This is a genomic window from Janthinobacterium amylolyticum (assembly GCF_051380655.1).
Classification (GTDB): domain Bacteria; phylum Pseudomonadota; class Gammaproteobacteria; order Burkholderiales; family Burkholderiaceae_D; genus Janthinobacterium.
The window spans coordinates 204,910-230,329 of record NZ_JBNYXL010000010.1 but is presented as its reverse complement, the minus strand read 5'-3'; the positions used below and the strand labels follow the sequence as shown (position 1 = coordinate 230,329).

General features: G+C 56.2%; 27 protein-coding genes, 1 tRNA gene and 1 pseudogene. 25 read left to right on the top strand and 4 right to left on the bottom strand.

Features of this window, described 5'->3' with window-relative positions:
- The first annotated feature begins 32 nt into the window (after nt 1-32).
- From ACQ4WR_RS21695 to pth, 4 genes are all read left to right on the top strand, one after another.
- Nucleotides 33-109: transfer RNA gene (locus ACQ4WR_RS21695), tRNA-Gln, on the top strand.
- A 150-nt stretch (nt 110-259) separates the two neighbouring features.
- Nucleotides 260-1,210: a ribose-phosphate pyrophosphokinase gene (locus ACQ4WR_RS21690; protein ID WP_034753270.1), complete on the top strand. Its 951-nt coding sequence runs from the start codon at nt 260-262 to the stop codon at nt 1,208-1,210.
- 166 nt (nt 1,211-1,376) lie between these two features.
- Complete coding sequence (locus ACQ4WR_RS21685) at nt 1,377-1,982, top strand: 50S ribosomal protein L25/general stress protein Ctc (protein ID WP_102294491.1); 606 nt, start codon at nt 1,377-1,379, stop codon at nt 1,980-1,982.
- 115 nt (nt 1,983-2,097) lie between these two features.
- Complete coding sequence (gene pth / locus ACQ4WR_RS21680; RefSeq protein WP_436489866.1) at nt 2,098-2,682, top strand: aminoacyl-tRNA hydrolase; 585 nt, start codon at nt 2,098-2,100, stop codon at nt 2,680-2,682.
- A gap of 13 nt (nt 2,683-2,695) precedes the next feature.
- On the opposite strand, the gene ACQ4WR_RS21675 is transcribed toward pth, so the two are convergent.
- Nucleotides 2,696-3,799 (bottom strand): serine hydrolase domain-containing protein, encoded by a 1,104-nt coding sequence (locus tag ACQ4WR_RS21675; RefSeq protein WP_436489864.1) that lies wholly within the window; start codon nt 3,797-3,799, stop codon nt 2,696-2,698.
- 117 nt (nt 3,800-3,916) lie between these two features.
- Between ACQ4WR_RS21675 and ACQ4WR_RS21670 the strand changes: the two genes are divergently transcribed.
- The 19 genes from ACQ4WR_RS21670 to ACQ4WR_RS21580 all read left to right on the top strand — a co-directional run bounded on the left by ACQ4WR_RS21670 (nt 3,917) and on the right by ACQ4WR_RS21580 (nt 19,793).
- Nucleotides 3,917-4,492, top strand: a complete 576-nt coding sequence (locus ACQ4WR_RS21670; RefSeq protein ID WP_436489863.1) for a DUF2975 domain-containing protein — start codon at nt 3,917-3,919, stop codon at nt 4,490-4,492.
- Nucleotides 4,492-4,725 (top strand): helix-turn-helix domain-containing protein, encoded by a 234-nt coding sequence (locus ACQ4WR_RS21665; protein WP_102294495.1) that lies wholly within the window; start codon nt 4,492-4,494, stop codon nt 4,723-4,725. The genes ACQ4WR_RS21670 and ACQ4WR_RS21665 overlap by 1 nt, the downstream gene beginning before the upstream one ends.
- A gap of 155 nt (nt 4,726-4,880) precedes the next feature.
- Nucleotides 4,881-5,972 carry a redox-regulated ATPase YchF gene (gene ychF / locus ACQ4WR_RS21660; RefSeq protein ID WP_102294496.1) on the top strand — a complete coding sequence of 364 codons (1,092 nt, stop codon included), beginning with the start codon at nt 4,881-4,883 and terminating at the stop codon, nt 5,970-5,972.
- Nucleotides 5,973-6,197: 225 nt separating this feature from the next.
- Entirely contained in the window at nt 6,198-7,367 is a 1,170-nt protein-coding gene (locus ACQ4WR_RS21655) for a tyrosine-type recombinase/integrase (protein ID WP_436489860.1), read from the top strand.
- Nucleotides 7,364-8,188, top strand: coding sequence for a hypothetical protein (locus ACQ4WR_RS21650; RefSeq protein ID WP_219887455.1), 825 nt, complete (start codon nt 7,364-7,366; stop codon nt 8,186-8,188). Before ACQ4WR_RS21655 ends, ACQ4WR_RS21650 begins: the two co-directional genes overlap by 4 nt.
- A 123-nt stretch (nt 8,189-8,311) precedes the next feature.
- Entirely contained in the window at nt 8,312-8,491 is a 180-nt protein-coding gene (locus tag ACQ4WR_RS21645) for a helix-turn-helix transcriptional regulator (RefSeq protein WP_086145739.1), read from the top strand.
- Entirely contained in the window at nt 8,488-8,991 is a 504-nt protein-coding gene (locus tag ACQ4WR_RS21640; protein ID WP_436489857.1) for a hypothetical protein, read from the top strand. Before ACQ4WR_RS21645 ends, ACQ4WR_RS21640 begins: the two co-directional genes overlap by 4 nt.
- Nucleotides 8,988-9,275 carry a hypothetical protein gene (locus ACQ4WR_RS21635; RefSeq protein WP_219887453.1) on the top strand — a complete coding sequence of 96 codons (288 nt, stop codon included), beginning with the start codon at nt 8,988-8,990 and terminating at the stop codon, nt 9,273-9,275. The genes ACQ4WR_RS21640 and ACQ4WR_RS21635 overlap by 4 nt, the downstream gene beginning before the upstream one ends.
- Nucleotides 9,275-11,083: a replication endonuclease gene (locus tag ACQ4WR_RS21630; RefSeq protein ID WP_436489855.1), complete on the top strand. Its 1,809-nt coding sequence runs from the start codon at nt 9,275-9,277 to the stop codon at nt 11,081-11,083. The genes ACQ4WR_RS21635 and ACQ4WR_RS21630 overlap by 1 nt, the downstream gene beginning before the upstream one ends.
- A 106-nt stretch (nt 11,084-11,189) precedes the next feature.
- A complete protein-coding gene (locus ACQ4WR_RS21625) occupies nt 11,190-11,528 on the top strand; it encodes a single-stranded DNA-binding protein (protein WP_436489854.1) in 339 nt (112 codons plus the stop codon).
- A gap of 34 nt (nt 11,529-11,562) precedes the next feature.
- On the top strand, nt 11,563-11,925 hold the full coding sequence (locus ACQ4WR_RS21620; protein ID WP_436489852.1) for a hypothetical protein: 363 nt from the start codon (nt 11,563-11,565) through the stop codon (nt 11,923-11,925).
- 473 nt (nt 11,926-12,398) lie between these two features.
- Entirely contained in the window at nt 12,399-12,617 is a 219-nt protein-coding gene (locus ACQ4WR_RS21615) for a major coat protein (protein ID WP_219887450.1), read from the top strand.
- A 56-nt stretch (nt 12,618-12,673) separates the two neighbouring features.
- Entirely contained in the window at nt 12,674-14,212 is a 1,539-nt protein-coding gene (locus ACQ4WR_RS21610; protein WP_436489850.1) for a hypothetical protein, read from the top strand.
- A gap of 2 nt (nt 14,213-14,214) precedes the next feature.
- Nucleotides 14,215-14,625 (top strand): hypothetical protein, encoded by a 411-nt coding sequence (locus ACQ4WR_RS21605; protein ID WP_219887448.1) that lies wholly within the window; start codon nt 14,215-14,217, stop codon nt 14,623-14,625.
- 12 nt (nt 14,626-14,637) lie between these two features.
- Nucleotides 14,638-14,940, top strand: coding sequence for a hypothetical protein (locus ACQ4WR_RS21600; RefSeq protein WP_219887447.1), 303 nt, complete (start codon nt 14,638-14,640; stop codon nt 14,938-14,940).
- Between the two features lie 90 nt (nt 14,941-15,030).
- Nucleotides 15,031-16,185 (top strand): zonular occludens toxin domain-containing protein, encoded by a 1,155-nt coding sequence (locus tag ACQ4WR_RS21595; RefSeq protein WP_436489847.1) that lies wholly within the window; start codon nt 15,031-15,033, stop codon nt 16,183-16,185.
- Entirely contained in the window at nt 16,182-17,471 is a 1,290-nt protein-coding gene (locus tag ACQ4WR_RS21590) for a type II secretion system protein GspD (protein WP_436489845.1), read from the top strand. Before ACQ4WR_RS21595 ends, ACQ4WR_RS21590 begins: the two co-directional genes overlap by 4 nt.
- 346 nt (nt 17,472-17,817) lie before the next feature.
- On the top strand, nt 17,818-18,045 hold the full coding sequence (locus ACQ4WR_RS21585; protein ID WP_436489843.1) for a hypothetical protein: 228 nt from the start codon (nt 17,818-17,820) through the stop codon (nt 18,043-18,045).
- A gap of 872 nt (nt 18,046-18,917) precedes the next feature.
- A complete protein-coding gene (locus tag ACQ4WR_RS21580) occupies nt 18,918-19,793 on the top strand; it encodes a hypothetical protein (protein WP_436489841.1) in 876 nt (291 codons plus the stop codon).
- Nucleotides 19,794-20,039: 246 nt separating this feature from the next.
- Here ACQ4WR_RS21580 and ACQ4WR_RS21575 read toward each other — a convergent pair whose 3' ends face one another.
- Nucleotides 20,040-20,870: a hypothetical protein gene (locus tag ACQ4WR_RS21575; RefSeq protein WP_436489839.1), complete on the bottom strand. Its 831-nt coding sequence runs from the start codon at nt 20,868-20,870 to the stop codon at nt 20,040-20,042.
- Nucleotides 20,871-21,375: 505 nt separating this feature from the next.
- On the opposite strand from ACQ4WR_RS21575, the pseudogene ACQ4WR_RS21570 reads away from it, so the two are divergent.
- Nucleotides 21,376-22,767, top strand: a pseudogene (locus ACQ4WR_RS21570) (TonB-dependent receptor); the annotation flags it as partial.
- A 12-nt stretch (nt 22,768-22,779) separates the two neighbouring features.
- On the opposite strand, the gene ACQ4WR_RS21565 reads toward ACQ4WR_RS21570, so the two are convergent.
- Nucleotides 22,780-23,625 carry a MipA/OmpV family protein gene (locus tag ACQ4WR_RS21565; RefSeq protein ID WP_436489837.1) on the bottom strand — a complete coding sequence of 282 codons (846 nt, stop codon included), beginning with the start codon at nt 23,623-23,625 and terminating at the stop codon, nt 22,780-22,782.
- Nucleotides 23,626-23,673: 48 nt separating this feature from the next.
- Nucleotides 23,674-24,114 carry a hypothetical protein gene (locus tag ACQ4WR_RS21560; protein ID WP_436489835.1) on the bottom strand — a complete coding sequence of 147 codons (441 nt, stop codon included), beginning with the start codon at nt 24,112-24,114 and terminating at the stop codon, nt 23,674-23,676.
- Nucleotides 24,115-24,342: 228 nt separating this feature from the next.
- Here ACQ4WR_RS21560 and ACQ4WR_RS21555 point away from each other — a divergent pair, with 228 nt between their 5' ends.
- A complete protein-coding gene (locus tag ACQ4WR_RS21555) occupies nt 24,343-25,401 on the top strand; it encodes a type II asparaginase (RefSeq protein ID WP_436489927.1) in 1,059 nt (352 codons plus the stop codon).
- Nucleotides 25,402-25,420: the final 19 nt, after the last annotated feature.

Below are 25,420 nucleotides of genomic sequence, written 5' to 3'. Positions count from 1 at the left end.
TGGCCAACATGACGGCAAGCAGTCAGTAACGTAGGGGAATCGCCAAGCTGGTTAAGGCACTGGATTTTGATTCCAGCATGCGAAGGTTCGAATCCTTCTTCCCCTGCCACCATTTCACCGTAGTCTGTCGATGCGAAGTTAGCGTCCAGTACGGGAAAAAGCAGATAGGTCGCCACGCGGCATATTCTAAACAATGACTGACCGGGCCTATGCCCGGTTAGTGCTTTTCAAGACTTCTATATCACCTCTTGGGACTCCCATGGCTTACGAAAACCTGATGGTTTTTACCGGCAACGCGAATCCAGCGTTGGCAGAGGGGGTCGCAAAAAACCTCGGCATCCCTCTCGGTAAAGCAAACGTTTCGAAATTCTCCGACGGCGAAGTAATGGTCGAGATTAACGAAAACGTGCGCGGCAAGGATGTTTTTGTTTTGCAATCCACCTGTGCTCCAACCAACGACAGCCTGATGGAAATCATGCTGATGGTTGATGCCTTGAAACGTGCTTCCGCTGGCCGCATCACCGCCGCGATTCCTTACTTCGGCTACGCCCGCCAAGACCGTCGTCCACGCTCCGCGCGTGTGGCGATTTCGGCCAAGGTGGTGGCGAACATGCTGGAAGAAGCCGGTGTCGAGCGCGTCCTGATCATGGACTTGCACGCTGACCAGATTCAAGGTTTCTTCGATATCCCAGTCGACAATATCTACGCTTCGCCAATTTTGCTGGGTGACCTGCAAAAGAAAAACTACCAGGATCTGCTGGTGGTGTCGCCGGACGTCGGCGGTGTGGTACGTGCGCGCGCCCTGGCAAAACGCCTGGGCTGCGACCTGGCCATCATCGACAAGCGTCGTCCAAAAGCGAACGTGTCCGAAGTGATGAACATCATCGGCGAAGTCGAAGGCCGCAACTGCGTGATCATGGATGACATGGTCGATACGGCAGGCACCCTGACCAAGGCTGCCGAAGTGCTCAAAGAGCGCGGCGCGAAAAAAGTCGTGGCGTATTGCACGCACGCGGTGCTGTCGGGCCCGGCGATCGACCGTATTTCGGCTTCGCCACTCGATGAGCTGGTCGTAACGGACACGATTCCCCTGTCCGAAGCGGCCCTGGCCTGCGGCAAGATCCGTCAATTGACGTGCGCGCCTTTGCTGGCCGAGACGTTCAAACGCATCATCAAGGGTGACTCCGTCATCTCGCTGTTCATCGACTGATTCGATCGGCAGTAACAGACGTAATGCCTGCGGCGCGACCGGCTTTTTGCCTGTTGCGCCGCAGTGTTTTAATTTTCGGGGTGTTTTGCACCCCATTTTCGAGGATTCCTGGTCGCGGGCATCCTCATAACACAAGGCGCAAGCCTTGTTCTTCTTGGAGTTTCACATGAAAGTTATCGCATTTAAACGCGAATTGCAAGGTTCCGGAGCGAGCCGCCGCCTGCGCATTTCCGGCCAAACCCCTGGTATCGTCTACGGTGGCGCTGAAGCCCCGGTGCTGATCTCGCTGGATCACAACGCCCTGTACCACGCGTTGAAAAAAGAAGTGTTCCACTCGTCGATCCTGGATCTGGAAATCGACGGCGTTTCCCAGCAAGTTCTGCTGCGCGACTTCCAAGTCCACGCATACAAACAACTGGTTCTGCACGCTGACTTCCAGCGCGTTGACGCATCGCAGCCTATCCACGTGAAAGTGGCTCTGCACTTCATCAACGCTGACGTTTCCCCAGCAGTCAAACTGCACGGCGCGACCATCAGCCACGTTGCCAACGAAATCGAAGTCGCTTGCCTGCCAGGCAAACTGCCAGAATTCATCAACGTTGACCTGTCGAACATCGACGTTGGTCACTCGCTGCACGTAGGCGACCTGGTCCTGCCAGCTGGCGTGACCGCTGTCACCCACGGCGCCAACCTGACCATCGCTACCGCTTCGGTACCGGCTGGCCACGTTGCTGCTGAAGCCGCTGCTGCTGAAGTTGCTGACAAGAAGTAATTTTGCCGCCGCAGCAATGCGGTAGTTGCAAGGAAAAACCCGCCAGGTTCGCCGCGCGGGTTTTTTTCCGCCTGTTTTCACCGATAATGCTTTCTTTTACATTGCAGACACAGCCATGCCCATACGCCTGATCGTCGGCCTCGGCAATCCGGGACCCGAATACGAACAAACCCGCCACAATGCCGGCTTCTGGCTGGTGGACAATCTTGCCAACAGCTTGCCCGGCACGCGTTTGCAGCGCGACTCGCGCTACAACGCCATGATGGCGAAAACGTCGATTGGCGGCAAGGAAGTCTGGCTGCTCGAGCCGCTGACCTTCATGAACCGCTCGGGCCAGTCCGTGGGCGCGCTGGCGCGCTTTTTCAAGATTGCCGCCGATGAAGTGCTGGTAGTGCACGATGAGCTCGACTTGATGCCCGGCATCGCGCGCCTGAAAAAAGGCGGCTCGGCCGGCGGCCACAATGGCTTGAAGGACATCACGGCCGCGCTGGGCACGCAGGATTACTGGCGCTTGCGCCTGGGTATCGGCCACCCGCGCACCCTGAGCATGCAGCAGCAGGTGGCCGATTTCGTGCTGCACCGCCCGCGCCGCGAAGACCAGGAACTGATCGAGCAGGCGATAGCCAAATCCCTGCAAGTCATGCCGCTGATCGTCGAGGGCAAGTTCGAGGCGGCTACCATGAAGCTGCATACGGCCTAGTTATTTGCCTTAGTTATTTCCCGGGCTTGGCTTTGCCGAAGCCGGCCATGATGCTTTTCGCCATCTGCTGCTGGCTGGCCTGGGCGCTGCTGCCTTCGCCCGCATTGGCGGTGATCAGCAAGCCGTCGCCGCTGCCGGGTGCCAGTGCGATCAGCGCGTGCCAGTAGCCGTTCGAACCCAGGTGCGTGAGTACGCGCTGCGGTGCCTGCGGCGGGAAATGCATCACGCCCCAGCCTAGTGCCGCGTTCGTCTCGCCCTGTGCCGTGTGCAGGAACACATACGTTTCTTGCTTGAGCAGCTTGCCCTTGCCTTGCTCGCCTTGCAGTTGATCGAGCGCAAACTTGGCCCAGTCGGCCATGCTCAGGTTAATCTCTCCATCGGGCGCCATCATCAGCGGATTGCCCGCCATCAAGCCGGCGATCGGCTTGCCTTCCTTGTGGCCCAGGTTTTGTCCGCGCACCGTGGCGCCGAAGGCGGCCCGCATGCCCAGCGGGCCGAACACCTCACTTTGCATCAATTCCTCGTAGGTCTTGCCTGTTGCCCGCTCCGCGATGGCGGCGGCGATCATGGCGCCGCTGTTCGAGTAATGCGATTCGCCGCGCGCCGTGGCGATCGGCGCGTCTGCCAGCGCGCGTTGCGCGTATTCCAGGCGCAGCAGCGGCAGCGGGCGCGTATCCGTGTAGGTGGAATTGATCCACGCCTCATCGGGATTGGGCGGCAGGCCGGCGCGGTGCGCCAGCAGGTCCGCCAGGCTGACGTCGCGGTATTCCGCGCGCATGCCAGCGCTCAGCCCAGGCAGCATGCGCGACAGGGGCGCATCCCAGGACAGCACGCCTTTTTCCACCAGGCGCGCGATCAGCGTCGCCGTCATGGCCTTGCCGTTGGAGCCGATATTCCACACATCGTCGGCGCGCACGGCGTCCTTGCCGTCATTGGCCCGCACGCCTGCCTGCGCCTGCGTATCGATCTTGCCGTCGCGGATCACGAGGATGGCCATGGCCGGCACGCTGCTGTCGGCCAGCGCCTGCCGCAGCATGGCGTTCACATCATCGGCGCGGGCGGTGCCGCCGAGCAAAAAGGTGGTGCTGCAAACAAGTGTGGCAAGCAGGGTTTTCATGGTGTCTCCAGTCGATAGGGGTGGTGAGCATGGTAAAATGGTCGCAAAACATGATTTAATTATTGTTTTACGATAATTTATTCTAACGATACTTTGTCTTTTCGTATACTTTTAAATATGCAAAAAAATAATGCGGGGCCAGCTGTACTGAGCCGGCGCGTGCGCCTTGGCGTGAAAAGCTTCTTCGTCGTCTACCTGTTGCTGACGGTGCTGGGCTGGCTGGCACCCGCGCCGGCCGCGCACGGCACCGTGGCGGGCGCAGGCATGTACGAGCTGGTATTGCAGCTGCAGAGTCAGCCATACGCCTTGCTGGCGGCCATGCCCTGGTGGCAACGGGCGCTGGGCCTGGCGCTGGCCTTGCCGGCCCTGCTGGTGCTGGGCGATGCCGTGCGCCAGCTGGGGCGGGTCTTGCGCCAGTTCGAGCAGGGCGTGTACTTTACGCCGCCAGTGGCGGCGTACTTTCGCCGCTTCGCGGCTTGCCTGCTGCTGGGAACGCTCTTGACCCTGCTGGAGCCGACCGTGCGCGGCATGCTGTTCGGCTTGCTGGAAGAGGGGACAAGCCAGTTGCGCCTGGTCATCGATATCACGGGCGGCGATCTGTGGACCTTGCTGCTGTGCTGCGTTTTCTTTGCGCTGGCGCAAATCCTCCACGAAGGCCAGCGCCTGGCCGATGAAAACAGCGGGTTCATCTGATGGGCATCATCGTGCGCCTCGACCTGGTACTGGCCAGGAAAAAAGTGAAATCGAAGGAACTGGCGGCCTTTGTCGGCATCACGGAGCAGAATCTGTCGCTCTTAAAATCGGGCAAGGTACGCGGCGTGCGCTTCGATACCCTGTCAAAAATTTGCGAAATGCTCGAATGCCAGCCCGGCGACATCCTGGAATTCGACGCGTCGCAGCCGGACGACGGCGATAGCGACAGTTAGCGTCAAAGAGGGTGGTTTTTTTGAAGAGTAGGGTGCATAGAGGTACAATTGACCCTTACCAGCATTTATACAGCAAGATTATCCAGAAAACGCCTGTACCGGCCGTTTTTGCACCAGCCGCTTGCCGGCAAAATTGATTATTTAAAGGTTTTCCCATGAGTCTCCAATGCGGTATCGTCGGCTTGCCGAACGTCGGCAAGTCCACCCTGTTCAATGCACTGACGAAAGCCGGCATCCCGGCTGAGAACTACCCGTTCTGCACCATCGAGCCGAACGTCGGCGTCGTCGAAGTGCCGGATCCGCGCATGGATGCGCTTGCCGCCATCGTCAAGCCGGAACGCATGGTCAACGCCATCGTGGAATTCGTCGACATCGCCGGCCTGGTGGCCGGTGCATCGAAGGGCGAGGGCCTGGGCAACCAGTTCCTGTCGCACATCCGCGAGACGGATGCCATCGTCAACGTCGTGCGCTGCTTCGAAGATGACAACGTCATCCACGTGGCCGGCAAGATCAACCCGCTCGACGATATCGAAGTCATCCAGACCGAACTGGCGCTGGCCGACATGGGCACCGTGGAAAAAGCCATCCACCGCGAAAACAAGAAAGCCCGCTCGGGCGACAAGGATGCGGCCAAGCTGCTGGCCATCATGGAACGTATGATGCCTTACCTGAACGACGCCAAACCGGTGCGCGCCATGGGCCTGGACGCCGACGAAATGGAACTGATCAAGCCGCTGTGCCTGATCACGGCCAAGCCGGCCATGTTCGTCGCCAACGTCTCGGACACGGGCTTTACGAATAACCCGCTGCTGGACCAGTTGACGGACTACGCGAAATCGCAGAACGCGCCTATCGTAGCCATCTGCGCCGCGCTGGAAGCGGAAATCGCCGACCTGGACGATGCCGACAAGGGCGCTTTCCTGGCCGACATGGGCATGGAAGAGCCAGGCCTGGACCGCCTGATCCGCGCCGGCTACAAGCTGCTGGGCCTGCAAACCTATTTCACGGCGGGCGTGAAGGAAGTGCGCGCCTGGACCATCCCCGTTGGCGCCACGGCACCGCAAGCGGCAGGCGTGATCCACACCGACTTCGAACGCGGCTTCATCCGCGCGCAAACCATCGCCTATGACGACTTCATCGCCTACAAGGGCGAGGCGGGCGCCAAGGAAGCGGGCAAGATGCGCGCCGAGGGTAAGGAATACGTGGTCAAGGATGGCGACGTGCTGAACTTCCTGTTCAACGTCTAAATTGGGAGTGTTGTTTCATGGCATTTCATTGTGTTTCATGATGCCGAAAAATTCTTGAGTTTTCCCTATGAGAGCCGCGAAATTCGCGGCTTTCTCGTTTCTGATCGTTTCACAATATTTCTTGAGTATTCATGAAAATTGCGGGTACATGGGTGGGTACAATTGCTTGGCATTGCGGGTGTTGGTGGGTACAATCCGGTAACTCATCAATTGCCCGGAGACAAGATGCTGACTGACGCACGCTGCCGAAGCGCCAAACCGATGGAAAAGCTCTACCGGCTGAACGACTACAAGGGCTTGTATCTTGAAATCAAGCCGAGTGGCGTGAAGGCATGGCGCTATCGTTTTAAGCTCGCAGGTAAGGAATCGCTTTTTGCGCTTGGCGACTACCCCAGCGTTGGCCTCGCCGATGCCCGCGAAAAATGCGAAGACGCGCGTAAGTTGGTAAGGCTGGGAGTCAGTCCTGTTCAAAATCGGCAGTTTGAAAAAATTAGGCGTGAGATGGATTCCGCTAATACTTTCGAGGCCGTTGCAAAAGAATGGTTAGCGTTGAAAGATTGGGAGGATGTGACTAAGACGCGACGGTTGGACATGCTTCAGAGAGTAGTCTTCCCGTCAATTGGGAAGTTGCCCGTGCGACAAATTACATCCGCTCATGTACTCGATATTCTCATGAAGACTGTTAAGCGCGGAGCGCCGTCCGTTGCCGCCGAAGCCAAGCGAACGATGTCGTCGGTGTTCGAACTTGCGGTTGCGACGCTGCGCGCCGATACCGACCCGGTGTGGGCGGTGCGTAAATCGTTGCCGCCCAATAAAACCCAGCACAAGCGGGCTTTGTCAGTTGAGGAAATTGGCAAGCTGCTTGTTGATTTTGACGGCCACGGAGGTAATTTCCAGACGATCAATGCATTTCGATTGATGTGGTTGACGCTTACGCGACCTAATGAATCGGTTAAGGCAGAGTGGTCTGAGTTCGATATCGAAAATGCGCTTTGGAAAATTCCAGCGCAGAGGATGAAGGCACGTCGAGAGCACGTGCTACCGTTGCCGACGCAGGCGCTTGACTTGCTGAAGGCTATGAGGCCCGTAACGGGGAATACGAAATTCGTTTTCCCAAATCGAGATGACCGTGCGCGCCCGATGGCCGATGCGGCTTTGCGGCAAGCTTTGAAAAAGCTGGGATGGGCGACCAAATATAGTCCGCATGGGACGCGAACAACTGGCTCTACTCGATTGAATGAAATTGGCTTTCGCCATGATGTTATAGAGGCTCAGCTTGCACATGCGGAGCCAAACGCTGTCCGTCGCGCATACAACCATGCCACCTACTTTGAGGAGAGGCGTGTCATGATGCAAAAATGGGCCGACCTTCTGGATGAGTGGAGAAAACAATGACGAGTTCAATGTCTTTTGGTGGCGAGATAGGTGTTCAGGAAAACGATGTTCTGAGGCGTTTTGTCGAGTTTGTCGAAACAGTTCGTGAGTCGCGCAGGAATCGTGGGGAGTCGGTGATTCTGGGCGCGCAAGTGTTTATCGGGAAGTTGCTTGATCTGCGTCGCTTATATGCTGCCCAGCGCGACCGGGAGTGCAAGATCGATGCGGCTCGAGATCGTATTGTGCTCATTCGGAAGTTGTCGGTGGCGCTTCTTGATGCAATTCATGGGCTTGATGATTTTGAATCGAGTGTCCTGTTTGAATCGCGTGCTTCTTCTGATGTAGTCGAGTGTACTAGGTGGTTGGCAGGGGCAGCTACATCGCTATCTGGCGGTCATTCTATAGGGCGTAAAGGGGATGTGGTGGTTCGCAATCTGGCATCGGAATTCGTGATCATGTGTATTGAGCACGATTGGCTGCCTATTCGCGTCGCCAATTCTGCCGTGACCGAAGCGGCCACTTCGGATCATTGTCGGTGTCTTGCGATGGTGCTTGATGCGTGTGGCCTGTTGGACCAAGTAGCGAGTTCGAAGGACCGGGCTGATCTGTTGCGTACCAAGGCAAGTTCAGCATTACGAAGCTTAAGAAAGGGATTTGACTACGTGGCGGCCCAAAGCGAGGCACAGCGCGAATTCGGCGAATCTTTTCTATACAAAGCGCAGTTCGATGGAAAGACGTTCGTTTCCGTCGTGGATGAAAGCGTTTTTGATACCTGGCTCGACGATGACGTTGATATCGATTCACTTCCAAACTTCATTCCCCCTGGTGCACCAGCCGTCTAGCACGGATACAACTCCCCGTCACGGGCATTAAATGGCCGCTCTAGGCCAGTATTTATTGCCCGTGCTTTCTATCTTTCCCTCTGCCAACATTCTCCCCGGTTTCATTGTCTTTCGGGGAGCGCCATGCGCATTCGTTCATATTCAGATGTTCTAGAAATTCTCGGCATAAGTCGTGTGACGTTGTGGCGTTGGCTGCGTGACGACGGCTCAAATTTCCCACGGCCAGTTTGTTTGGGTAAGCGCAAGCTGGGTTTTGTCCAGAGCGAACTTGATGCGTGGATAGCCGGGAATCGTCGTTCATGAATCAAACTTCCGTTGTGAAAAATTCTTGTGGCCATGGCTCTCCTTGCGCGCATCCAGTATTTACGTATCGGATTTTCAGCGGTGTAACCATGCTTTCGCAAGGTGCTTTCAACGACTTTTTACTTTGCGTGTTGACCGCTCAGCAGATCAAAAATGAATCCCTTTCGAAACTTTGGGGAAGTGTTTTGCGTGCTGAGGTTATTTATCCTCATGGCGCACGTGTCCCATCTGCGGACCTTTTCGCGGCTGAAGCCGCCCTCGCTGCACCTGCGCCTGGAACTGAGTTTGGTTGTCCGATTCGGAAAAATATAGGACAACTTGTCGAGTCTCGTCGCGGTTCAGCCTCGCCGAGTTTCATGGTTATTGACACTCCTAGTACGGCGTCACGGCAAAGCTCGAACGTGCACGCGGTAGCGGGTGCGGGCGAATTTTGCCGTGTGTCCGCTAAAGGCGGACCTGCTCCTCAGAATACTTTAAATTCACAGGAATCTGCGGCATGAAGCGCTCCGTACAAATGAACGATTTAAACCCGGCGATTCGTGCTGTCGATGCAGAAGCTGTTCGTGCCATTTTTTGGTCGCGTGCGTCAATCTCTGCCCGTATTGTTGCCATTAGAGCGGCAGATTTCCCCATAGAGCGCGCCAATAGCGGTCTAATGTCCTTTGATACGGCCGAGCGAGATATCGTTTGGAACGCGCTTCAGAATTTGCTGTGCGAGCTTACTGCTATACAAAAATGCATGTGCGGTGGGCATGCCTCCAACCTGGCAAGTAAGGTACATTGATGCTGGACATGGGGATTCCGTCGCGCATGGCGAACGCCGTGCATCGTCTGTTCGGAGGATTGAACTGCCGCCGTGGCGAAGTGATCGATGCAATTCTAGCCGACGACCAGCGCCTGCCGCTGGCCGATAGTAACGGCATGATGACCGGCCCGGGCGCTATCTCGGTAGCCGCACTGCAGGCCGCGCGCGAGTGCTACGAGGTGTGCTCAAGTCTGCACGATGAGCACGCCATCAAGGCGCGAATTGACGCGATATGCAGTCGTCGCGGCGTCAAGTCGCCAGTGGCTGCAACGATACGCGGCTATATCTCGCGCGCCGCAGATCATGCATGGTGGCGCCGCGCACTGCGCAAGGAATTGATGCGCCGCTTCGAACATACGTCTATTCAGCTGGGCCTGACCTACGTGCGAGCGGATCCGTATGTGAGCCGCGAAACGTGCCTGGCCCAAGCGGCGCAGAACGAGGCAAACCAGAAAGCGCTGGCGGCCGTGACGGCCACCAATGAAAACGGCGACGTCTACAGCCTGGCCGAACTGGCCGAACTGGGTATGGGCAATAAAACGCTTCGCCGCGGCGAATTGATGCTGCGCATTCGCGGCTTTGAAGAGGTAGCCGACAAGATGCGCCACGTAGGCATGTTCTGGACCATAACATGCCCCAGCAAATACCACTCGGTGGGCGGTACGAACGCAAAGTACACGGAATTCGGCAGTCCGACGCCGCGCGCGGCACAGGCGTATCTGGTCAAGGTATGGTCCGCCATCCGTTCCGCGCTGCATCGTCGCGGTATCCAGCCCTACGGCTTCCGCATCGCTGAGCCGCACACGGACGGGTGCCCGCACTGGCACATGCTGCTGTTCGTCGCGCCTGAACACCAGGCCGAGATGGAAGGCGTGATAAATGCCTACGCCATGCGCCAGGATGGCGACGAGCCAGGCGCCATCAAAAACCGCGTCAAGCTGGTACGGATCGAGGCGGGGAAAGGCACGGCGGCGGGCTACATCATCAAGTACGTCTGCAAGAGCATTGACGGCGCAGGCGTGGGCGATCACAAGGCATTCGAGGATGGCCGCACTTACGTCATCGTGCCCGATAAGTTCGACAAAAAGGAATTCACGGCATCTCAGCGCGTCACCTATTGGGCGCAGGTACACGGCATTCGCCAGTTCCAGCAGATCGGTGGCGTGCCGGTGGGCGTATGGCGCGAGTTCCGCCGCCTGTCGGAGGAGTCGGTGCGCAATGCTCCGGAACCTATCCGCGAGGCGTACCAGGCCGCGCAGAAAGTCGAGTCCGAAAATCCCGCCATCGCCCAGCGCGCCGACTTCGCCCGTTTCATATGGGCTATGGGCGGCCCCACGTGTGGCCGCAACACGACGATCAGGCTGGCGACAAGGGAGGAGGACGTTGAGGGGCGATATGAGCAGGTGGAGGCACACAGGCCGGTAGGCGTGTATCTTGCGGCGCAGCCGCATGCGGTCTACGAATCCACCCGCTACCGCTGGACGATAGACCGGGCCGGGGTGGCCCTTGCCGTTCCTCGGACTAGTGTAAATAAGTATACGCAGTCCGCAGAAGCGAGGCCAGCGGCTCAGCCAAAAAATAAAATTGTCTCTTCGCCCTTCGATGCTGGACGAATTTCTGATCGTAATCACGTTCGATGTGCAGAGGTGGACCACATCGCTGTCTACCTGCGGCATCGGAAACGTGCCCCAGGTGCCCCGAGCGTGCATTTGGAATACCTACGCGAAAAATATAGGGACCGCCATGAGGTACCCGTCACAAGCTTGCGCACGCCATCAGTGCATTAAAAATAGCTTCAAAGGTTTAGCAAGCGATTGTGTTTTGTACCGGCGCGCAATCGTGAGAAGTAGCACGCAAGCCGGAAATTATGCAGATAGTTTAGGGGAATAAAAAATGGCGGAATCGAACGTAATGATGAAGATGGACGACAAGAAGGGCCATCAGGCAAGCAAGGCAATGCAGGTGATGGTGAGCGGTCGTATCGAGGGTTCCAAAACCTATGAAGGAAAACGCTACACACAGGTGATCACGCCTGCGGCCGATGTCTATTCGCGGCCGCAGATGGTTGAAATTCGTAGCAAAGTTCGTCTGGGCGATAAGGGCGAGGAAATCTCAGTTCCGTGTGTGTTGGGTGGTTTCCAGCGCAAGCCGTATGAAACGAAGGATAAGCAAACCGGTGAGGTTGTGAAGGTAGTGCCGGTTGAGCATACGCTCGATCTCATCGAAGAGTAGCCGACGCTATTAGATACATGAAAAGAGGAGGTATTTGAATGGACGCAATGACGCCGGAATTTGTTTTGGCTATTGCTGTTGTCGTCATCTTCTCCCTGGGCTGGATTGCCGGGGGGCAGCGGTGACGATCAGCAATCTCGAAATTGAAGCCTTGCAGCGCCTCATTGGTATTCAGACGGCTTGGTCATGGTTTTTTGGCTTCCTTGTTGCAATATTTTTTGATTTTGGGAAATGGCTATTTCGTCGTGTACACACGCATTTTCGCCCAATGCAAGAGAGGAAATTGGAGCAGGAAATGCGGCAGAAGAAAGTTAATTCGGTGACGCCGGGATTTGTCTTTTGGATTGCTGCACTTGTCATCTTGTTCCCGCTGTGGATCACAGGAAGGCTGTCATGACGATGATTAACTACGAAATTGAGATGTTCCAAAATTTCGTTCTGTCCCAGATCGCCGCGTCTTGGTTTGCTGGTTTCCTTGGTGTGATCACTTACAAATTCTATTGGTTGCTGGAATGCTATGAGTCCAAATTTAAATCTGAAATACGGCGAGAGGAGGTTGACGAGTGAAAATTCTTCTTGAATCCATTTGGCCGATTCTGCTATTGACCGCGCTTTTCGTTGGCGGGGTGTATCTCTTCAAGTACATCGTCCACCGCTGCTTCGACCATAAATGAGCGTCTACCAAATCGTTGGCTACTGCCTTACCGCCTTCGGCCTCGGCTATGCAGGCGGGGCTATTCGGCGCATTGCACGTCAGGCGATAGAGTCGCTTGATTAACTCTATGCACTTGTCACATTAAGTATTTGTAGTACTCCCCGGCGTTGCCAAACCGGGGTTTCATTAACGGCTCTCCTGAAAGAGATTTTCACATGAACGCAAATATCAAAAAAGGCCTGGTAGCTGTCGCTGCTTTCGCTGCTTCCGCCACCTCGTTCGCTCAAGCCGCCGATCCTGGCGTCGATGCAATCACCGCGCTGTCGGCTCAGGCTACTACCTACATCACTGCCGCGTTCGCGGTTGCTGTGTTGGTTGCTGGTGGCTTCTGGGGCATCAAGATGATGAAAAAGGCATTCAGTAAAGCCGGTTAAACGGTCTCGCTCCTATAGACCCTTTCGGCCAGCGTTTAGCGACTCTGGCCGTTTTTATGGCAAGTGCAAAAATGGCCTCGTTTAAAAAAATCCTCGCCGTCTCGTTCATATCGGCATCCCTAATTGTCGTGCCGATTCGGAGCGCCCGGGCCATCGTGCCGCTGATTATTCCTTGGCTGCTGGTTGGTTCCAATTTGCTCGTTACCGATCTGGTTGTCGGGCAGGTCGGCTTCTTTGCCGCACTGTTCTGGTGGGACTGTAATAAGTTTGCGCTTAGCGCGCCATGTACGACCAAGACGCCCATTCCCGCCGCTCAGTTGCCCAAGCCTGCCCTCACGGTTAACCTCCAACCAGATGCCAAGCGCGAGAATCCTAATCCTGCTAAGTTCAACGATCCTACACCGGGTAAGCGCGATGTGACGCCTAAGCCGGTCATTGCGGCTTCCGGCAAAGGACCTCCAGCCAGTGCACAGGAAATTCCTGGCGTTCCTGTTGGGCCATCTGATATCGGGGTGCTGACGCAGGCAAATGTTGGAGTCGCTGGTACGGACGCCGGGGTACAGCGCTCTATATACAATGGCTCTTATTCCGCTGGCGGTGTTGTAACCGGGATTTTGGTTGTTCCTCAAAAACTACCCGCATCTCCATTAGCCATTCCCTTTGTTGCTCTGCATGCCACATGTGTGACTAAGGAGGATCAACAGTATCCAGACTGTGTTGGTCCAATCCGGGATACGGAGAGTTATCTTTGGCGCTTAACAGGCGGCAAGTCTGCTACCACTCATGTTATTGAGTGTTGTACTGGCAATGTCTATCGTTATGTCAGCGTCGTTTATTTATTCGATCAAGCTACCAATGTGACTTTGGCTTGTGATCCTGGTTATGTGGATGGGGGGAAGGACGTCAACGGCAACTACCGGTGCAGTCTTACCGACGCTACCAAGGTTAAGAAGCCGTTGGACACCCCCTGCGAGATGCTGTTTGACCCTGCTACCAAGCAGATCATGACCGATCCCGCTAATCCGGGGTGTGCTGGTATGGAGTCCACTTCTAGCCTGAGCGTGCCAGGTTCTGATGGCAAGTCGAGCATCGACGTTAAGGCCAACGCTGGTAACGGATTTGATGTCTGCATTAACAAGGCGAATGGCGGCAAGACTTGTTTTGACACTGGCGTCTACGATCCAGGTACCGGAGGATACGTCATCGTACATACCGCTGTCACGCCACCACCTGATCCGAACAACGGCTTGGGTTGCGGCGGACCCGGTCAGGGTGTTTGTGCGATGGTCGCTAACACTAACGCCGACATGCTGGAAAAGGACGCTGCCTCGCGCGCCAGTGTCGATCAGGCCAACGTGGGCTTAAAGGGGAAGATGGACAACATCGACCCGAATAAATTCCAGTGGTCGTTCATCCCACAGATTCCTACTACCGCCTGCGTCAATCCTTCCCTTCGTAACCCTGTTACCGGAGGCCCTGTCGAAATGGACATCTGTGGAGGCTTCAATAAATTCACGTTCTTTCTTAATGCCGTGCTGGCTATTGCCTGTGTGTATGGGTGTGTTAGGCAGGTACAGAACGCTATTAAGGCATGACCATGATCCGTTTTCTCATTTTTCTCGTCATTGCTCTGGCGACAATATCGGCGTCGGGGCAAACCGTCGCCACTGCTTGCGGTGGTAGTTCGCAACCACGCTGTGAGGTGAATATGACCGCCGATAGTTCCATGATCTCTACCGAAAAGGCATACAAGGACAGCCGTACTTCCTGGGACGACTACTCGAAGTCGTTCATTAATACCAGCATGAGTTTCCGGTGGTCTTTTATCCCTAGCATCCCGACCGCCACCTGCGTTAACCCGAGGCTTGACAATCCGTCGGGCACCGCGTCGGTGGAAATGGATGTGTGTGGACCATTTAATGTGTTTATGACGTTCATCAACGGTGTTCTGGCGTTCTTCTGCCTACTTGGCTGTGTTCAACAAATTCGCGGCGCTCTGGCCGCATAAAAAGGAAGTCCCATGTTCCAGTCAATTTTAGCGTTTATCGGCTTTAACGCTACATCCAACATCGGCATGAAGGTGTGGGCCGTCACCACTCTCGCGCTTATGGTCAGCGTTCTGTGGGCCGCAGGACAGGGCTGTGCGCAGTACGTGTGCGGTCCCGCTATTCAGGCGATCAGCACGTCGCATCCTTCGTTTGCCGTAGGCCTATCGCTTGGGTTCAATCCGACCACTTACGGGCTGGCGAGTTGCTACATGTCCGTCTACACGGCATGCCAGCTCTACATCTACAAGAAACGCACTTTGGATAAATTGGTTTAATCATGACATTTCTCATATTTTTTTTGAGCGGCTTTGTTATTGGTTTTGTTTTCGGCTTGTTCTCGTCTAAGCGCTATTGGAGACCGTGACATGGCCGTCTACGCAATCACCGGAAAGCTCGGAAGCGGCAAGGGCAAGGGCGCGATGAAGTTGTTGCGCGACTACCTGCGCGCTGGCAAGCGCGTTGCGACAAACTGTGACGTGTTCATGGAACATATGATGCCGGGGCAGTCGAAGCAAACTGTTATTCGTGTGCCGGACAAACCCACGTCGGCGGACCTGTACGCCATCGGCTCAGGCAACCGCTTCATCGACTTCGAGCCTGTGCTCAAATACACTTCCAAGGGGTTTGAGTACACGCCGCCCGCGCCGCAGCTTCTCCCCGGTTTCGATGAGTCGCACAACGGAGCGCTGTTCCTCGACGAATGCGCGTCTTGGTTGAATACCCGGGACTTCCAAGCTGGCGGACGTAAGGAGCTGCTGGAATGGGCGATCCATGCACGTAAGTACGGATGGGACGTGTACTTCATCTGCCAGAACATCAGCCAGATTGACAAGCAGTTGCGCGACAGCCTGTTCGAGTACGTGGTGCGCATGAGCCGCCTCGACCGGATGAAAGTGCCGTTTGTTTCAGCCGCCTTCAAGCTGGTCACGGCTGGCTTCAGCGATGGCTCACTGCCCCGCATGCATATCGGCGTGGTGCGTCTTGGCTGCTCTCCGGAAGGCATCGTCGCCGACCGCTGGCACTTCCGAGGCGATGACCTGAACCGCGCCTATAACACCACACAAGTGTTCTCGGACAGCTATCCGCACGCTATCCACTGCTTGCTGCCTAGCTGGCACTTACAGTCCCGTACTGGCATCCGTCCTGGCTTCGTTGGCCCTGTACGTATCCCTCAGGACTATGAACTGCTCGCAGACCGCCCGATCCCTCCCAAACCACCGCACAAGCACATGACCAAGTTTCTCGCAATCGCTCTAATGTTTGGCCTCGTACTCGGGGGGGGAGGTTCCCATGTACTTGGACCGATGTTTTTCACCCCCACTTCCGCCGTGGTCGATGCTGCCAAGCCGGTCAAGTTCTCCGAGACCGTTACCGGCAAAGGGTTTCTCACCAACTCCGGTTCGGTGAGCGTGGTTCTTTCCGATGGCCGTGTTATATCGCCGCTGCGCTTCAAGTCTGGTGTCAGCGGTTGGGAGGCCGAAATCGAGACAGGTCTGTGGGTCAGAGGAGGTGCGCAATGAGACGCTTCCTTTCTGCCCTGATCCTCGCCCCGGTCTTGGCGTTTGCCGCACCTGCTCCTGCTCCGGTTTCATTGAGCTTCGATGCCACGCCGCTGATGGCGTTCGGCGAAGCTATGTTTAAGGCGATCATGCACAGGGACTTCGTGGTATCCCCCGACGTTATCGGAATCGACAAACGAATTACGATCAAAGTAAAGAACATCGACGCCGCCGAGTTGCCACGCTTCGTTGAAGACCTGCTCCTGCGCGAAGGAATTGTGACGACGCTCAAGGGCGGTATCTACTACCTGTCGCTGAGCCGTGAGAGCGGCCCTCAGGATGTCATTGCGAGCCAGCCGCTACCTGCGCACTCGGCTAGTCAGGCATTGAGCTTCACTGGCCCGCAAATCGCGCCCATTGGCATCGATGGTCACGTGGTGCAAGATGCCGCAGGTTTTCAAACGCGGAAAGAAGACGAAGAATCGGAACTTTTTGCTCCCACTCACCGGACCAGCGAATTTGTGAGCGCAGTTGTCGCCGCTGGTTTCGGTGCTAAGGCGGCCATCGTCGCTGGCGAATTGGTGGTGCTTACTGGCTCAAAAGCAGCTGTTTCCAAGATGCTTTCGTTGTGCCGCAGTCTTGACACGCACGCGAAGATGGTCGACGTCTCGGCATCGTGGATTGAAGTCACTAACAGCAGCGGCTCTGGCCGTGGCATTTCATTGGCGGCTTCCTTTCTGGGGGCTAAGCTGGGAGCTTCGCTCGGTACAACTAATTCGGGTTCGGTCATCAGTCTGAAGAACACACGCTTTGAGCTGGTCATCGATGCGCTGAACAGCGATACCCGTTTCAAACAGGTTACGAACAGCCGTCTTGTTGGCTATGACAGGACCAAGCTTAAATTGACGGTGGGTGACAAAACGGCCACTGTTTCCAGTAGTGGCAACGACAATGCAGGCAATCGGGTTCAAAACATTGTGTATACGCCGTCCGGGGTCATCATTGACGCCTTGCCTCGCGTATTGGGGAGCGGAGAGATTAGCCTAGACGTGGATGCGCAGATCAGTAGCTTTAAAGCAAATAGTAGCGGGCTTATAGGGGCCCCGACACTCATCCTGCGCCAGTTGACCACCACTGTAGGTCTTAAAGATGGTGACGTAATGCTGCTGGGCGGATTGCAGGATACCCAGTCGTCGGAATCGAAATCCGGGTTGAGTTTCCTGCCTGCATCCTGGTCCGCTGGGTCGGACAGCAAGACTCAGACCGATCTAGTGCTCGTGGTATCTGCAAAGGTCTTAGAGGACTAGGGTAAATTGTATTGCTATTTGCAACAGCTGCAACAGGCTGATGAACGAACGTTTCATCCCCGTTGGTTGTTGCGATTCTGGGATTATCATAGGATGGTTGAGCGGGGTAATGGCTCAACTAAGTGAGGATGGCAACTCGGCTCAATCACGACTCGCACTCGACTTCTGAGTGTTTATGCGTACATATTTTGGGCTTCGTTCGTCAGGAAACTTTGAAGGCCTTGACCGGTTTTTTTAACGAGAATTTACCGTGAAAAGTCGCTAGTACCTAGCTGTCGGCACTGACACCGACGCGACCAAGGCGATGGAAAATCGTTGCCCCGTACCAATGATCAAAGGAAAAATAATGAAAACAGATGTTCGCCTGACTGATGCCGGTTTCGTCGCCAAGATGGAAGATGGGCGTTGGATCGAGCGCTTCGATTTGCTTGACTTGGCTCATGAGCTACACGCCGCTGGGGTTGCCTCTGACGATGTCTCTTGCGGCGATTGGCGCAAAGGAGAGCATGTTTTGATGTCAGGCCAGCAGGTCGCCTTGAAATTTGAGTTGCGCCGACTTGAGGCGCGCGCATGATTATATTCTTGGATGTTGGCGCTGAAGTCGAGCTGCCCTTCAGGGGCAAACCCGAGCGGCTCTAGCGATCTGAGTGTTTATGCGTGAAAATTCCTCGGTGCCGCTAGTCGATGGAGCGTTGAATATCCTGCGCCGTTTCATCGACGAGAATATACCGCAAACTGCCTCTTAGGACCTAACAATAGATCGCTTGGTAGGAGCCGCGATTTCCATCGAATAGTGACGTAAAGCCAGGAGCGTTTGAGGATGAATTTACAAGAGTTAGCTCATATCGTACCAGTTTATATGAATGCTGGACGACGATACTTTATTCGGATTCAGGATATTCCTGATCCTTGGCGCGACCACTTTACGAAGGCGCTACGTGGTTCAGCGTGTCCGGTGCTGGAAGGCGAGGAAGCGTTGGCGTACGTTTGGGATTGGGAGGCATGGATTGAGGGACGCTGGGCTGCTCGTCCGCCTCCAACTGCCTGAATGTAGGCATTGCGCGCTAGTTTGCAAGCGGCTTGAACGAGGTGATTTGACTAAGAATTTCGTATTGCAGCAGCGATAACTGAATACGCAGAAAGGATTCCGACAATCGAGACAGCGCCTAAAGCTGCTTTTAATCCACCATCTGTGCGGCCTCGCCCAGCAAGCAAAGTAACAGCGCCGAAAGCAAGTGCAAACATCCCCATCCCACCTGCCATAAGGATGGCCGACAAGATTAGGTACCAAGCTGGGCCATCAGTCTGATACTGTACGAATAATGCTGCAGGAAAGTTTACCGCTATGCTAGTGATGGTAAGTACACCAATACGCTTAATCCAAATTCGCATAAAATTCCCTTGTGTTGACAATTTTTCCAATTTGTAAAATTATAAAATAAATCTATGAGCCACCCTTCAATATTTTACAAATATACAACTGCAAGTACTGCTGGTCTCATTCTGGAAAACTCGAAGTTACGTTGGTCAAGCCCGCTAATATTCAATGACATTGGGGAGTTTCAGAGGATGCCGTGTTTTGATCCATCAATGAATGACGCCTATGGATTACTCTCAAGGGAAATAGCCGCCATAGTATTTGATGGCAAAGCGACAAGGGAGGAGTCATTAAAACCCAATGTGAAAATGCTGCTGACCTTGGCTAGGAAGCTTGTTGCTGACGGGATGGCACGCGAGGAGTTGATAGCGCGATTTTCATTGAATAATCCAGGCGCAGACGATCAGGTCGAGTCCACGCTAAGAGGTTACTTTGAGATGCGGAATTCGAAGAAAGTAAGAATTTTATGCCTCTCAACACTGTTCGATAATGCGGTAATGTGGGCGTACTATGCAGATGCAAATTCTGGCTGTGTATTGGGCTTCAGGCATCTTGAAGAGAGGTCAACGCCACTTCTTGAAGCAAAGCCGGTGGCCTATTCAAAAGACCGGCCAGTAGTAGGATCGGGCTTAGATTTTTTGATGTACGAAGAGCAACCTGGGCTAGTGCAAAGAACGATTCAGGCAGTTTGCTACACAAAAGAACAGCAGTGGGCGGCAGAATGTGAGTGGCGTGCAATTGCCTATCGTTCGGACGAAGGGAGTGCGCAGTACAGCGACCTTCTTTTTTACCCTGAAGAACTGGAGTCCGTAACCATAGGTGTGCGTGCAACGCAGGAAACTGAAGAGATGGTTCGGCAGACATTATCTGTAAAGTATCCGAATGCTTGTCTCTATCGGATGGAGGCAGTTTATGGAAAATTAACCCGCCGGAGGCTTCCTTGAGTCTCGTTCGCTACTGCTAAATGCTAGGGGCTTGTCAGCTGTAGACCCGTCGTGAAAATTTGCTCATATAAAGAAAGCGCGCTAGCGGGCCGGTCCTTCGCTTTAGCGGCCTGATCCCCGTTTAGGGGATCACTTGAGGCCTCATGACGCCCCTCCAGGGCGGCAGTCATTGCAAGTGAAATAGCGAGTCATATGTCAACCACATGGCTTAATTGACTTAGTTTGTAGTTCATCTAACGGTCAATGTTAAGCGTGTTTGACAATTTGCTTATTGGCAATATCTGTGGCTCCAACAGGCAAGGTCCTGATGCATTCTATATCGATCAACGTCAGCCTGAATTTGGCCGCTGGTGGATGCCACACTCCGTTTATCATTGGGTGAGGGTCGTCAGGGTCTGTGTAGCCTTGTGGATGTCGTTGGTGCGCAGCAAATAAAGCAAACTTGCACAGTGCAGCTTTTCGATCCGCCAAGACATACTTCAGTTTCTTTTCCGTTACGTCCAAACTCACTAGAAAAACGAAGTTTTCTTCGCTGTCAGCACAGAACGCTTGGCACAGATAGCCATCATCAGTCGGTTTTAGGAATTTTACGTCGAGTACTTCCACTGGTGGCAAGTATGCCTCCAGCTCTTTACCATCAGTTTTGCCTAAAGCATGTTGAATGATGATACGTCCCAACTTTACTGCCGCTGCGTCATTAAGATCAAGATTGATGCTAGGGTTGGTCGAGAAGGCTTGGAGAATTCTATCTTCATCAAAGCCTTGTTGTGGTAACCCTCTAATCCACTCGTATAGCCATTGGAAGCGGTTGGCTCGGAAAGAATCAGAAGTGGTGAACTGAACTGTCGGACTGGTCACACCGATGCTTTTAACATCGTTCAATGCCGCCTGAACAGTTTTGAAGATTTTTGGTCCGCCGCGCGCTACTTCAAGCAAGTTAGAAAAATGGGACGGAAGCGGCGCTGCGAGCTGAAACTCAACTATCCATACGCTGCCGTTCTGAGATGGACGCTCAATCACGGATGCGCCAGTAATCGCGCCCACATGTCGCATCGAAAAAGCCTGTCCAAGTTCCATGATTTTTCTCCAAACGCAGTTAATGTGAGTTCATAGTATACGTATTGAGCCTTCAAAACAATAGTTTTGTTGTTGTGAAAATGCATCTTTGATGGTTTCCTGCTGAGTGGAGTGTAATATTTGCAATTCTTATCAGGTAGCGCTCGTGGTAGACTGCGGCTAGTCAGATGTAGTTGTGCAGCCTTGGCAAAAGTGGGTATGCTGGTGAGTACAAAAGGGGGTGTTATGTATATTATGCAATATAATCAATGACATATGCTATAACTTCCTGTTCAACGTCTAACTCCGACCCGCTCCACTACGGAATCGCCACGAACCCTGCAAGTCATTGATTTGCAGGGTTTTTTATTGCCTGCATGGCCAAGCGAGCAAGCAGGACGGTTGCGGCTGTCCTGTTTTTTGCGATATAATGAGAATAATTCTCATTTATATGTATGTGCCGCTTCTTGCCGGCCGTCGACGACAGGAAGGGTATCGTGAGCACCGCCGAGTTAGCCCTAATGGCGCGCGCCTGTCCGCCGACCTGTATCACAGCGAGGACCGCACGGATGGCTTGAACCGGGGCGTCAACCTGGCCCCCGGCTTGCCCGTGCCGCGTCCGCCGAAAGCGCAAACCCTGCTCAATCCCAGTTGGGCGTTCTACGATACCAAGGACAAGGGCGCCATGCTGCGCGGCGAACTGGACGTGAACGAACAAGTGATGGCCTACGCCGCCGTCGGCGCCAGCCAGGCTGACTACCAGTCGACGGGCGCCTATCTGATCCAGGTATTCAACACGGCCGGCGACTACCGCACCAACGTGGCCGACCTGGGCTTCGACGTGGAAAAGCAGTCGGCGGAGCTGGGCTTGCGCGGCAAGCTGCGCACGGGGGCGATCGGCCATCAATGGGCCGTGAACGCCACGTATTACCACCACACGGACAAGCAGTACGGATGCCGCAATACCCTGGCGAAAGACTGGATCACGAATATCTATCACCCCGTCTGGAGTCCGGCGACGCGCTTCGAGGCGCCGCAAATTTCCAAGGCGGAACTGCGCCTGGCCAGCGTTGGCCTGGTCGACACGCTGTCCTTTGCGCAAGACACCGTGCAGCTGACGGTGGGCTGGCGCCGCCAGGAAGTGCTCAGCGACAGCTTCAACATCAGGACGGGGGCGCGGACCTCGCGCTACGACGAAAGCGCCACCACGCCGGCCGTCGCCCTGCTGGTCAAGGCCAGCAAGACTATCTCGCTGTACGGCAATTACATCGAAGGCTTGAGCCAGGGTGCCACGGCGCCGTTGACGGCGGCCAATGCGGGCGAGGTCTTCGCGCCCTACAAGTCGAAGCAGGCCGAGCTTGGCGTCAAGGTCGACCTGGGCGAGTTCGCGCATACGCTTAGCGTATATGAAATCAAGCGCCCCAGCAGCTATGTCGATCCGCTCAGCAATGTCTTTTCCTTTGGCGGCGAGCAGCGCAACCGTGGCGTCGACTGGGGCTTCTTTGGTTCCCCCTTGCGCGACGTGCGCCTGATGGGCGGCGTGGCCTATGTCGATCCGGTATTGAGCAAGACGGTGGGCGGCATGAACCAGGGCAGGCAGGCAACGGGCGTGCCCAAGCTGCAAGCCAAGCTGGGCGTGGAGTGGGATACGCCCGCCATCCCCGGCGTGACCCTGACGGCGAATGCGACGGCGGCATCGAAGCAATATATCAATGCCGAGAACTCGCTGTCCGTACCGGGCCGCACCGTGTTTGACCTGGGCGCCCGCTATGCCACCAGTGTGGCGGGCCGGCCGCTGACTGTGCGCGCCAGCGTGACGAACGTCGGCAACAAGGCGTATTGGGCGCTGCCGCAATGGACCAGTCTGGGCCTGGGCGCGCCGCGCACCGTCATGCTGTCGGCCACGACGGCGTTTTAAGCCAGCTTGCCGCTACTCGTCCGTCCCCCGCGCCGGCAGGCTGGAGCGGCGCCACGTCCACAGCAGCCCGATGCCGGCCGAGGTGCCGCTGTTCTGGCGTAGCAGGGGGCTGGCACGGTTGGCGGAGCCTGTGTAGTTGTCGTAGCGCAGGAAGGCAAAGGCGCGCCAGTCCGGGTGCAGCAAGTATGCACCGCCGAGGCCCAGGCGGGTAAGCATCAGTCCGCTTTTTGCCGCATACGCCGGGCGTTGATCGGTGGCAAAGGCGGGGGCCACACCATAAAAGTAATCGTTGATGGAAGCATTGCCCAGCACGGCGCCCAGGCTGGCGTCCACATGCCATGCCTGGCCTGCATCGTTCAGGCGGTAGATCAGGCGCGGCTCGAACGTGGCGCCCTGGCGCCGCAGACCGCCGCGCGCTTCGATGACGGCGCGCAAGGGCAGTTCCAGGCTCAGGCGGCCCTGCGGCGTCGGTTCGGCCAGCTTGATTTTCAGGCGCGGGCCAAATTCCACCAGGGTGCCCAGGTCCGGCATGCCGCGCCGGGCTGGCACGTCGCTGGAGCGGGCCGGCAGGGACAGGGCGAAACCGATGTCGCCATCAAGACGGTCCGTATTGAGCAGGCGCGCGCCCACGCCGGAGCGGTCGGCGCGCAGCACGTCGCCGCGATAAATCAGGAAGGGCAGGGCCAAGGTGCGCGTCGAGCGCTCGCTGGCGCCCGGATAGGCAGGGGTGACGGCCGTGCCGCCGAAGACACCCGCCTCCCACAATGGCAAAGCGGGCAAGGCTGGCGCGGCACCCCACGCGGGCGCCATGCAGGCGAGGAAAACAGGTGCTGCCAACAGTGTGCGTGCGATGCGCATCGGCGAACTCCCATGACAGTGGCGAAGGAAAGTGGCTAAGGACAGTAGCTAAGGTTGCGGGCCGCAAGGCTTGCCCACCGGCAACGACTCGATATCGGCGAACGCGCCCAGCGCCCGCGACCCGTGCCAGCCCGGTTCATTGCGCACGGCCAGCGCTTCGGCCGTCTTGCCCTGGCGCTGGTACAGGTCGATCAGCGCCTTGTAGCTGAGGGCGCTCGATTGCCGGCCCTGCTTTGCCAGCGCGATGGCGCTACGGAAATGGAATGCTGCCGCCTCGTAGCGGCAAGCGGCGCTGGCGGCGCGTCCCGCCGCGTGGTGCAAACGGGCTTGCCAGGCGGCGTCTCCATGGCCCAGCTCGGCATTTTGCGCAGCGTCGGCGTAGGCGCGCATGGCTTGCGCCCAGTCGCCCTGGCTGGCCGATTCGCGGCCGAACTGCTCCTGCTGCGCCGCCGTGCGCAGTTCCACCTGCGTACCGCAGGCAGTGAGCAATATCGATACAAGCGTGAAAACGAAGCCAGGCCGCATGGTCAGGGGCAGGAGTGTGGAGATGGCGCCACTGTAGCGCACGGACGGGCGCGCACGTTTGCGCGATACGCATGAATTGGGGAAATCCTGGGCATGGATGACATATAATTTGCACACGACTTTGTTATCTTTGCCCTATCACCAAACAGGAGCACCATGTTTTCACGCCAATTCCATTCTTGTGTACAGCTGATGCTGGCCACCGTGCTGACGGGCTTTATCGCCACCGCTCCCGCGCGCGCGCAGCAAGCGGCCGTCAAATTGCCGAACGTGGTGATCCTGGCCACGGGCGGCACCATCGCCGGCAGCGGCGCCGACAGCACTACCACCGTGGGCTACACCTCGGCCACCGTGGGCGTCGAGCGGCTGATCGCCGCCGTGCCGGAACTCAAGAAAGTGGCTAACGTGACGGGCGAGCAAGTGTTCCAGATCGCCAGCGAAAGCATGGGCAACACCCACTGGCTGACCCTGGCCAAGCGCATCAACGTGCTGCTGGCCTTGCCCGACGTCGATGGCGTGGTCGTTACGCACGGCACGGACACCATCGAAGAGACGGCATATTTCCTGAACCTGACCGTGAAAAGCCACAAACCGGTCGTTGTCGTGGGCGCCATGCGTCCATCGACAGCCATTTCCGCCGACGGCCCCATCAACCTGTACAACGCCGTCATGCTGGCAGGCAGCAAGGAAGCCGTGGGCAAGGGCGTGCTGGTGGCCTTGAACGACCAGATCAACGCGGCGCGCGAAGTGACGAAAACCAACACCTCGACCACCGACACCTTCAAGTCGCCGGAACTGGGCATGCTCGGCTACATCCAGGGCAGCAAGGCTTTCTTTTACCGCCAGTCGACGCGCAAGCACACCTTGGAATCGGAATTTGACATCAGCAAGCTCGATGCCTTGCCGCAAGTCGACATCGTGTACGGCTATGCGAATATGAACCGGGTCGGCATGGACGCCTTCATTGCCGCCGGCGCCAAGGGCATCATCCACGCGGGCGTGGGCGATGGCAGCGTGGCCGCGCAAATGAAGCCGGCCCTGGTGGAAGCGCGCCAGAAAGGCGTGCTGATCGTGCGCTCGAGCCGCGTCGGCCAGGGCATCGTGGCGCGCAATGGCGAAGCCAACGACGATGAACTCGATAGTGTTGTCTCCGACACCTTGAACCCGCAAAAAGCCCGCATCCTGCTGATGCTGGCCTTGACCAAGACCAACAGCACGCAAGAAATCCAGCGCATCTTCTACACTTATTGATGCTTGTTGCGCCAGGCCA

What these genes read in the sequence shown, in the direction of transcription:
- ACQ4WR_RS21690 (WP_034753270.1), top strand. Translation starts at nt 260, where the DNA reads ATGGCTTACGAAAACCTGATGGTTTTTACCGGCAACGCGAATCCAGCG.
- ACQ4WR_RS21685 (WP_102294491.1), top strand. Translation starts at nt 1,377, where the DNA reads ATGAAAGTTATCGCATTTAAACGCGAATTGCAAGGTTCCGGAGCGAGC.
- pth (WP_436489866.1), top strand. Translation starts at nt 2,098, where the DNA reads ATGCCCATACGCCTGATCGTCGGCCTCGGCAATCCGGGACCCGAATAC.
- ACQ4WR_RS21675 (WP_436489864.1), bottom strand. Translation starts at nt 3,799, where the DNA reads ATGAAAACCCTGCTTGCCACACTTGTTTGCAGCACCACCTTTTTGCTC.
- ACQ4WR_RS21670 (WP_436489863.1), top strand. Translation starts at nt 3,917, where the DNA reads ATGCAAAAAAATAATGCGGGGCCAGCTGTACTGAGCCGGCGCGTGCGC.
- ACQ4WR_RS21665 (WP_102294495.1), top strand. Translation starts at nt 4,492, where the DNA reads ATGGGCATCATCGTGCGCCTCGACCTGGTACTGGCCAGGAAAAAAGTG.
- ychF (WP_102294496.1), top strand. Translation starts at nt 4,881, where the DNA reads ATGAGTCTCCAATGCGGTATCGTCGGCTTGCCGAACGTCGGCAAGTCC.
- ACQ4WR_RS21655 (WP_436489860.1), top strand. Translation starts at nt 6,198, where the DNA reads ATGCTGACTGACGCACGCTGCCGAAGCGCCAAACCGATGGAAAAGCTC.
- ACQ4WR_RS21650 (WP_219887455.1), top strand. Translation starts at nt 7,364, where the DNA reads ATGACGAGTTCAATGTCTTTTGGTGGCGAGATAGGTGTTCAGGAAAAC.
- ACQ4WR_RS21645 (WP_086145739.1), top strand. Translation starts at nt 8,312, where the DNA reads ATGCGCATTCGTTCATATTCAGATGTTCTAGAAATTCTCGGCATAAGT.
- ACQ4WR_RS21640 (WP_436489857.1), top strand. Translation starts at nt 8,488, where the DNA reads ATGAATCAAACTTCCGTTGTGAAAAATTCTTGTGGCCATGGCTCTCCT.
- ACQ4WR_RS21635 (WP_219887453.1), top strand. Translation starts at nt 8,988, where the DNA reads ATGAAGCGCTCCGTACAAATGAACGATTTAAACCCGGCGATTCGTGCT.
- ACQ4WR_RS21630 (WP_436489855.1), top strand. Translation starts at nt 9,275, where the DNA reads ATGCTGGACATGGGGATTCCGTCGCGCATGGCGAACGCCGTGCATCGT.
- ACQ4WR_RS21625 (WP_436489854.1), top strand. Translation starts at nt 11,190, where the DNA reads ATGGCGGAATCGAACGTAATGATGAAGATGGACGACAAGAAGGGCCAT.
- ACQ4WR_RS21615 (WP_219887450.1), top strand. Translation starts at nt 12,399, where the DNA reads ATGAACGCAAATATCAAAAAAGGCCTGGTAGCTGTCGCTGCTTTCGCT.
- ACQ4WR_RS21610 (WP_436489850.1), top strand. Translation starts at nt 12,674, where the DNA reads ATGGCAAGTGCAAAAATGGCCTCGTTTAAAAAAATCCTCGCCGTCTCG.
- ACQ4WR_RS21605 (WP_219887448.1), top strand. Translation starts at nt 14,215, where the DNA reads ATGATCCGTTTTCTCATTTTTCTCGTCATTGCTCTGGCGACAATATCG.
- ACQ4WR_RS21600 (WP_219887447.1), top strand. Translation starts at nt 14,638, where the DNA reads ATGTTCCAGTCAATTTTAGCGTTTATCGGCTTTAACGCTACATCCAAC.
- ACQ4WR_RS21595 (WP_436489847.1), top strand. Translation starts at nt 15,031, where the DNA reads ATGGCCGTCTACGCAATCACCGGAAAGCTCGGAAGCGGCAAGGGCAAG.
- ACQ4WR_RS21590 (WP_436489845.1), top strand. Translation starts at nt 16,182, where the DNA reads ATGAGACGCTTCCTTTCTGCCCTGATCCTCGCCCCGGTCTTGGCGTTT.
- ACQ4WR_RS21585 (WP_436489843.1), top strand. Translation starts at nt 17,818, where the DNA reads ATGAAAACAGATGTTCGCCTGACTGATGCCGGTTTCGTCGCCAAGATG.
- ACQ4WR_RS21580 (WP_436489841.1), top strand. Translation starts at nt 18,918, where the DNA reads ATGAGCCACCCTTCAATATTTTACAAATATACAACTGCAAGTACTGCT.
- ACQ4WR_RS21575 (WP_436489839.1), bottom strand. Translation starts at nt 20,870, where the DNA reads ATGGAACTTGGACAGGCTTTTTCGATGCGACATGTGGGCGCGATTACT.
- ACQ4WR_RS21565 (WP_436489837.1), bottom strand. Translation starts at nt 23,625, where the DNA reads ATGCGCATCGCACGCACACTGTTGGCAGCACCTGTTTTCCTCGCCTGC.
- ACQ4WR_RS21555 (WP_436489927.1), top strand. Translation starts at nt 24,343, where the DNA reads ATGCTGGCCACCGTGCTGACGGGCTTTATCGCCACCGCTCCCGCGCGC.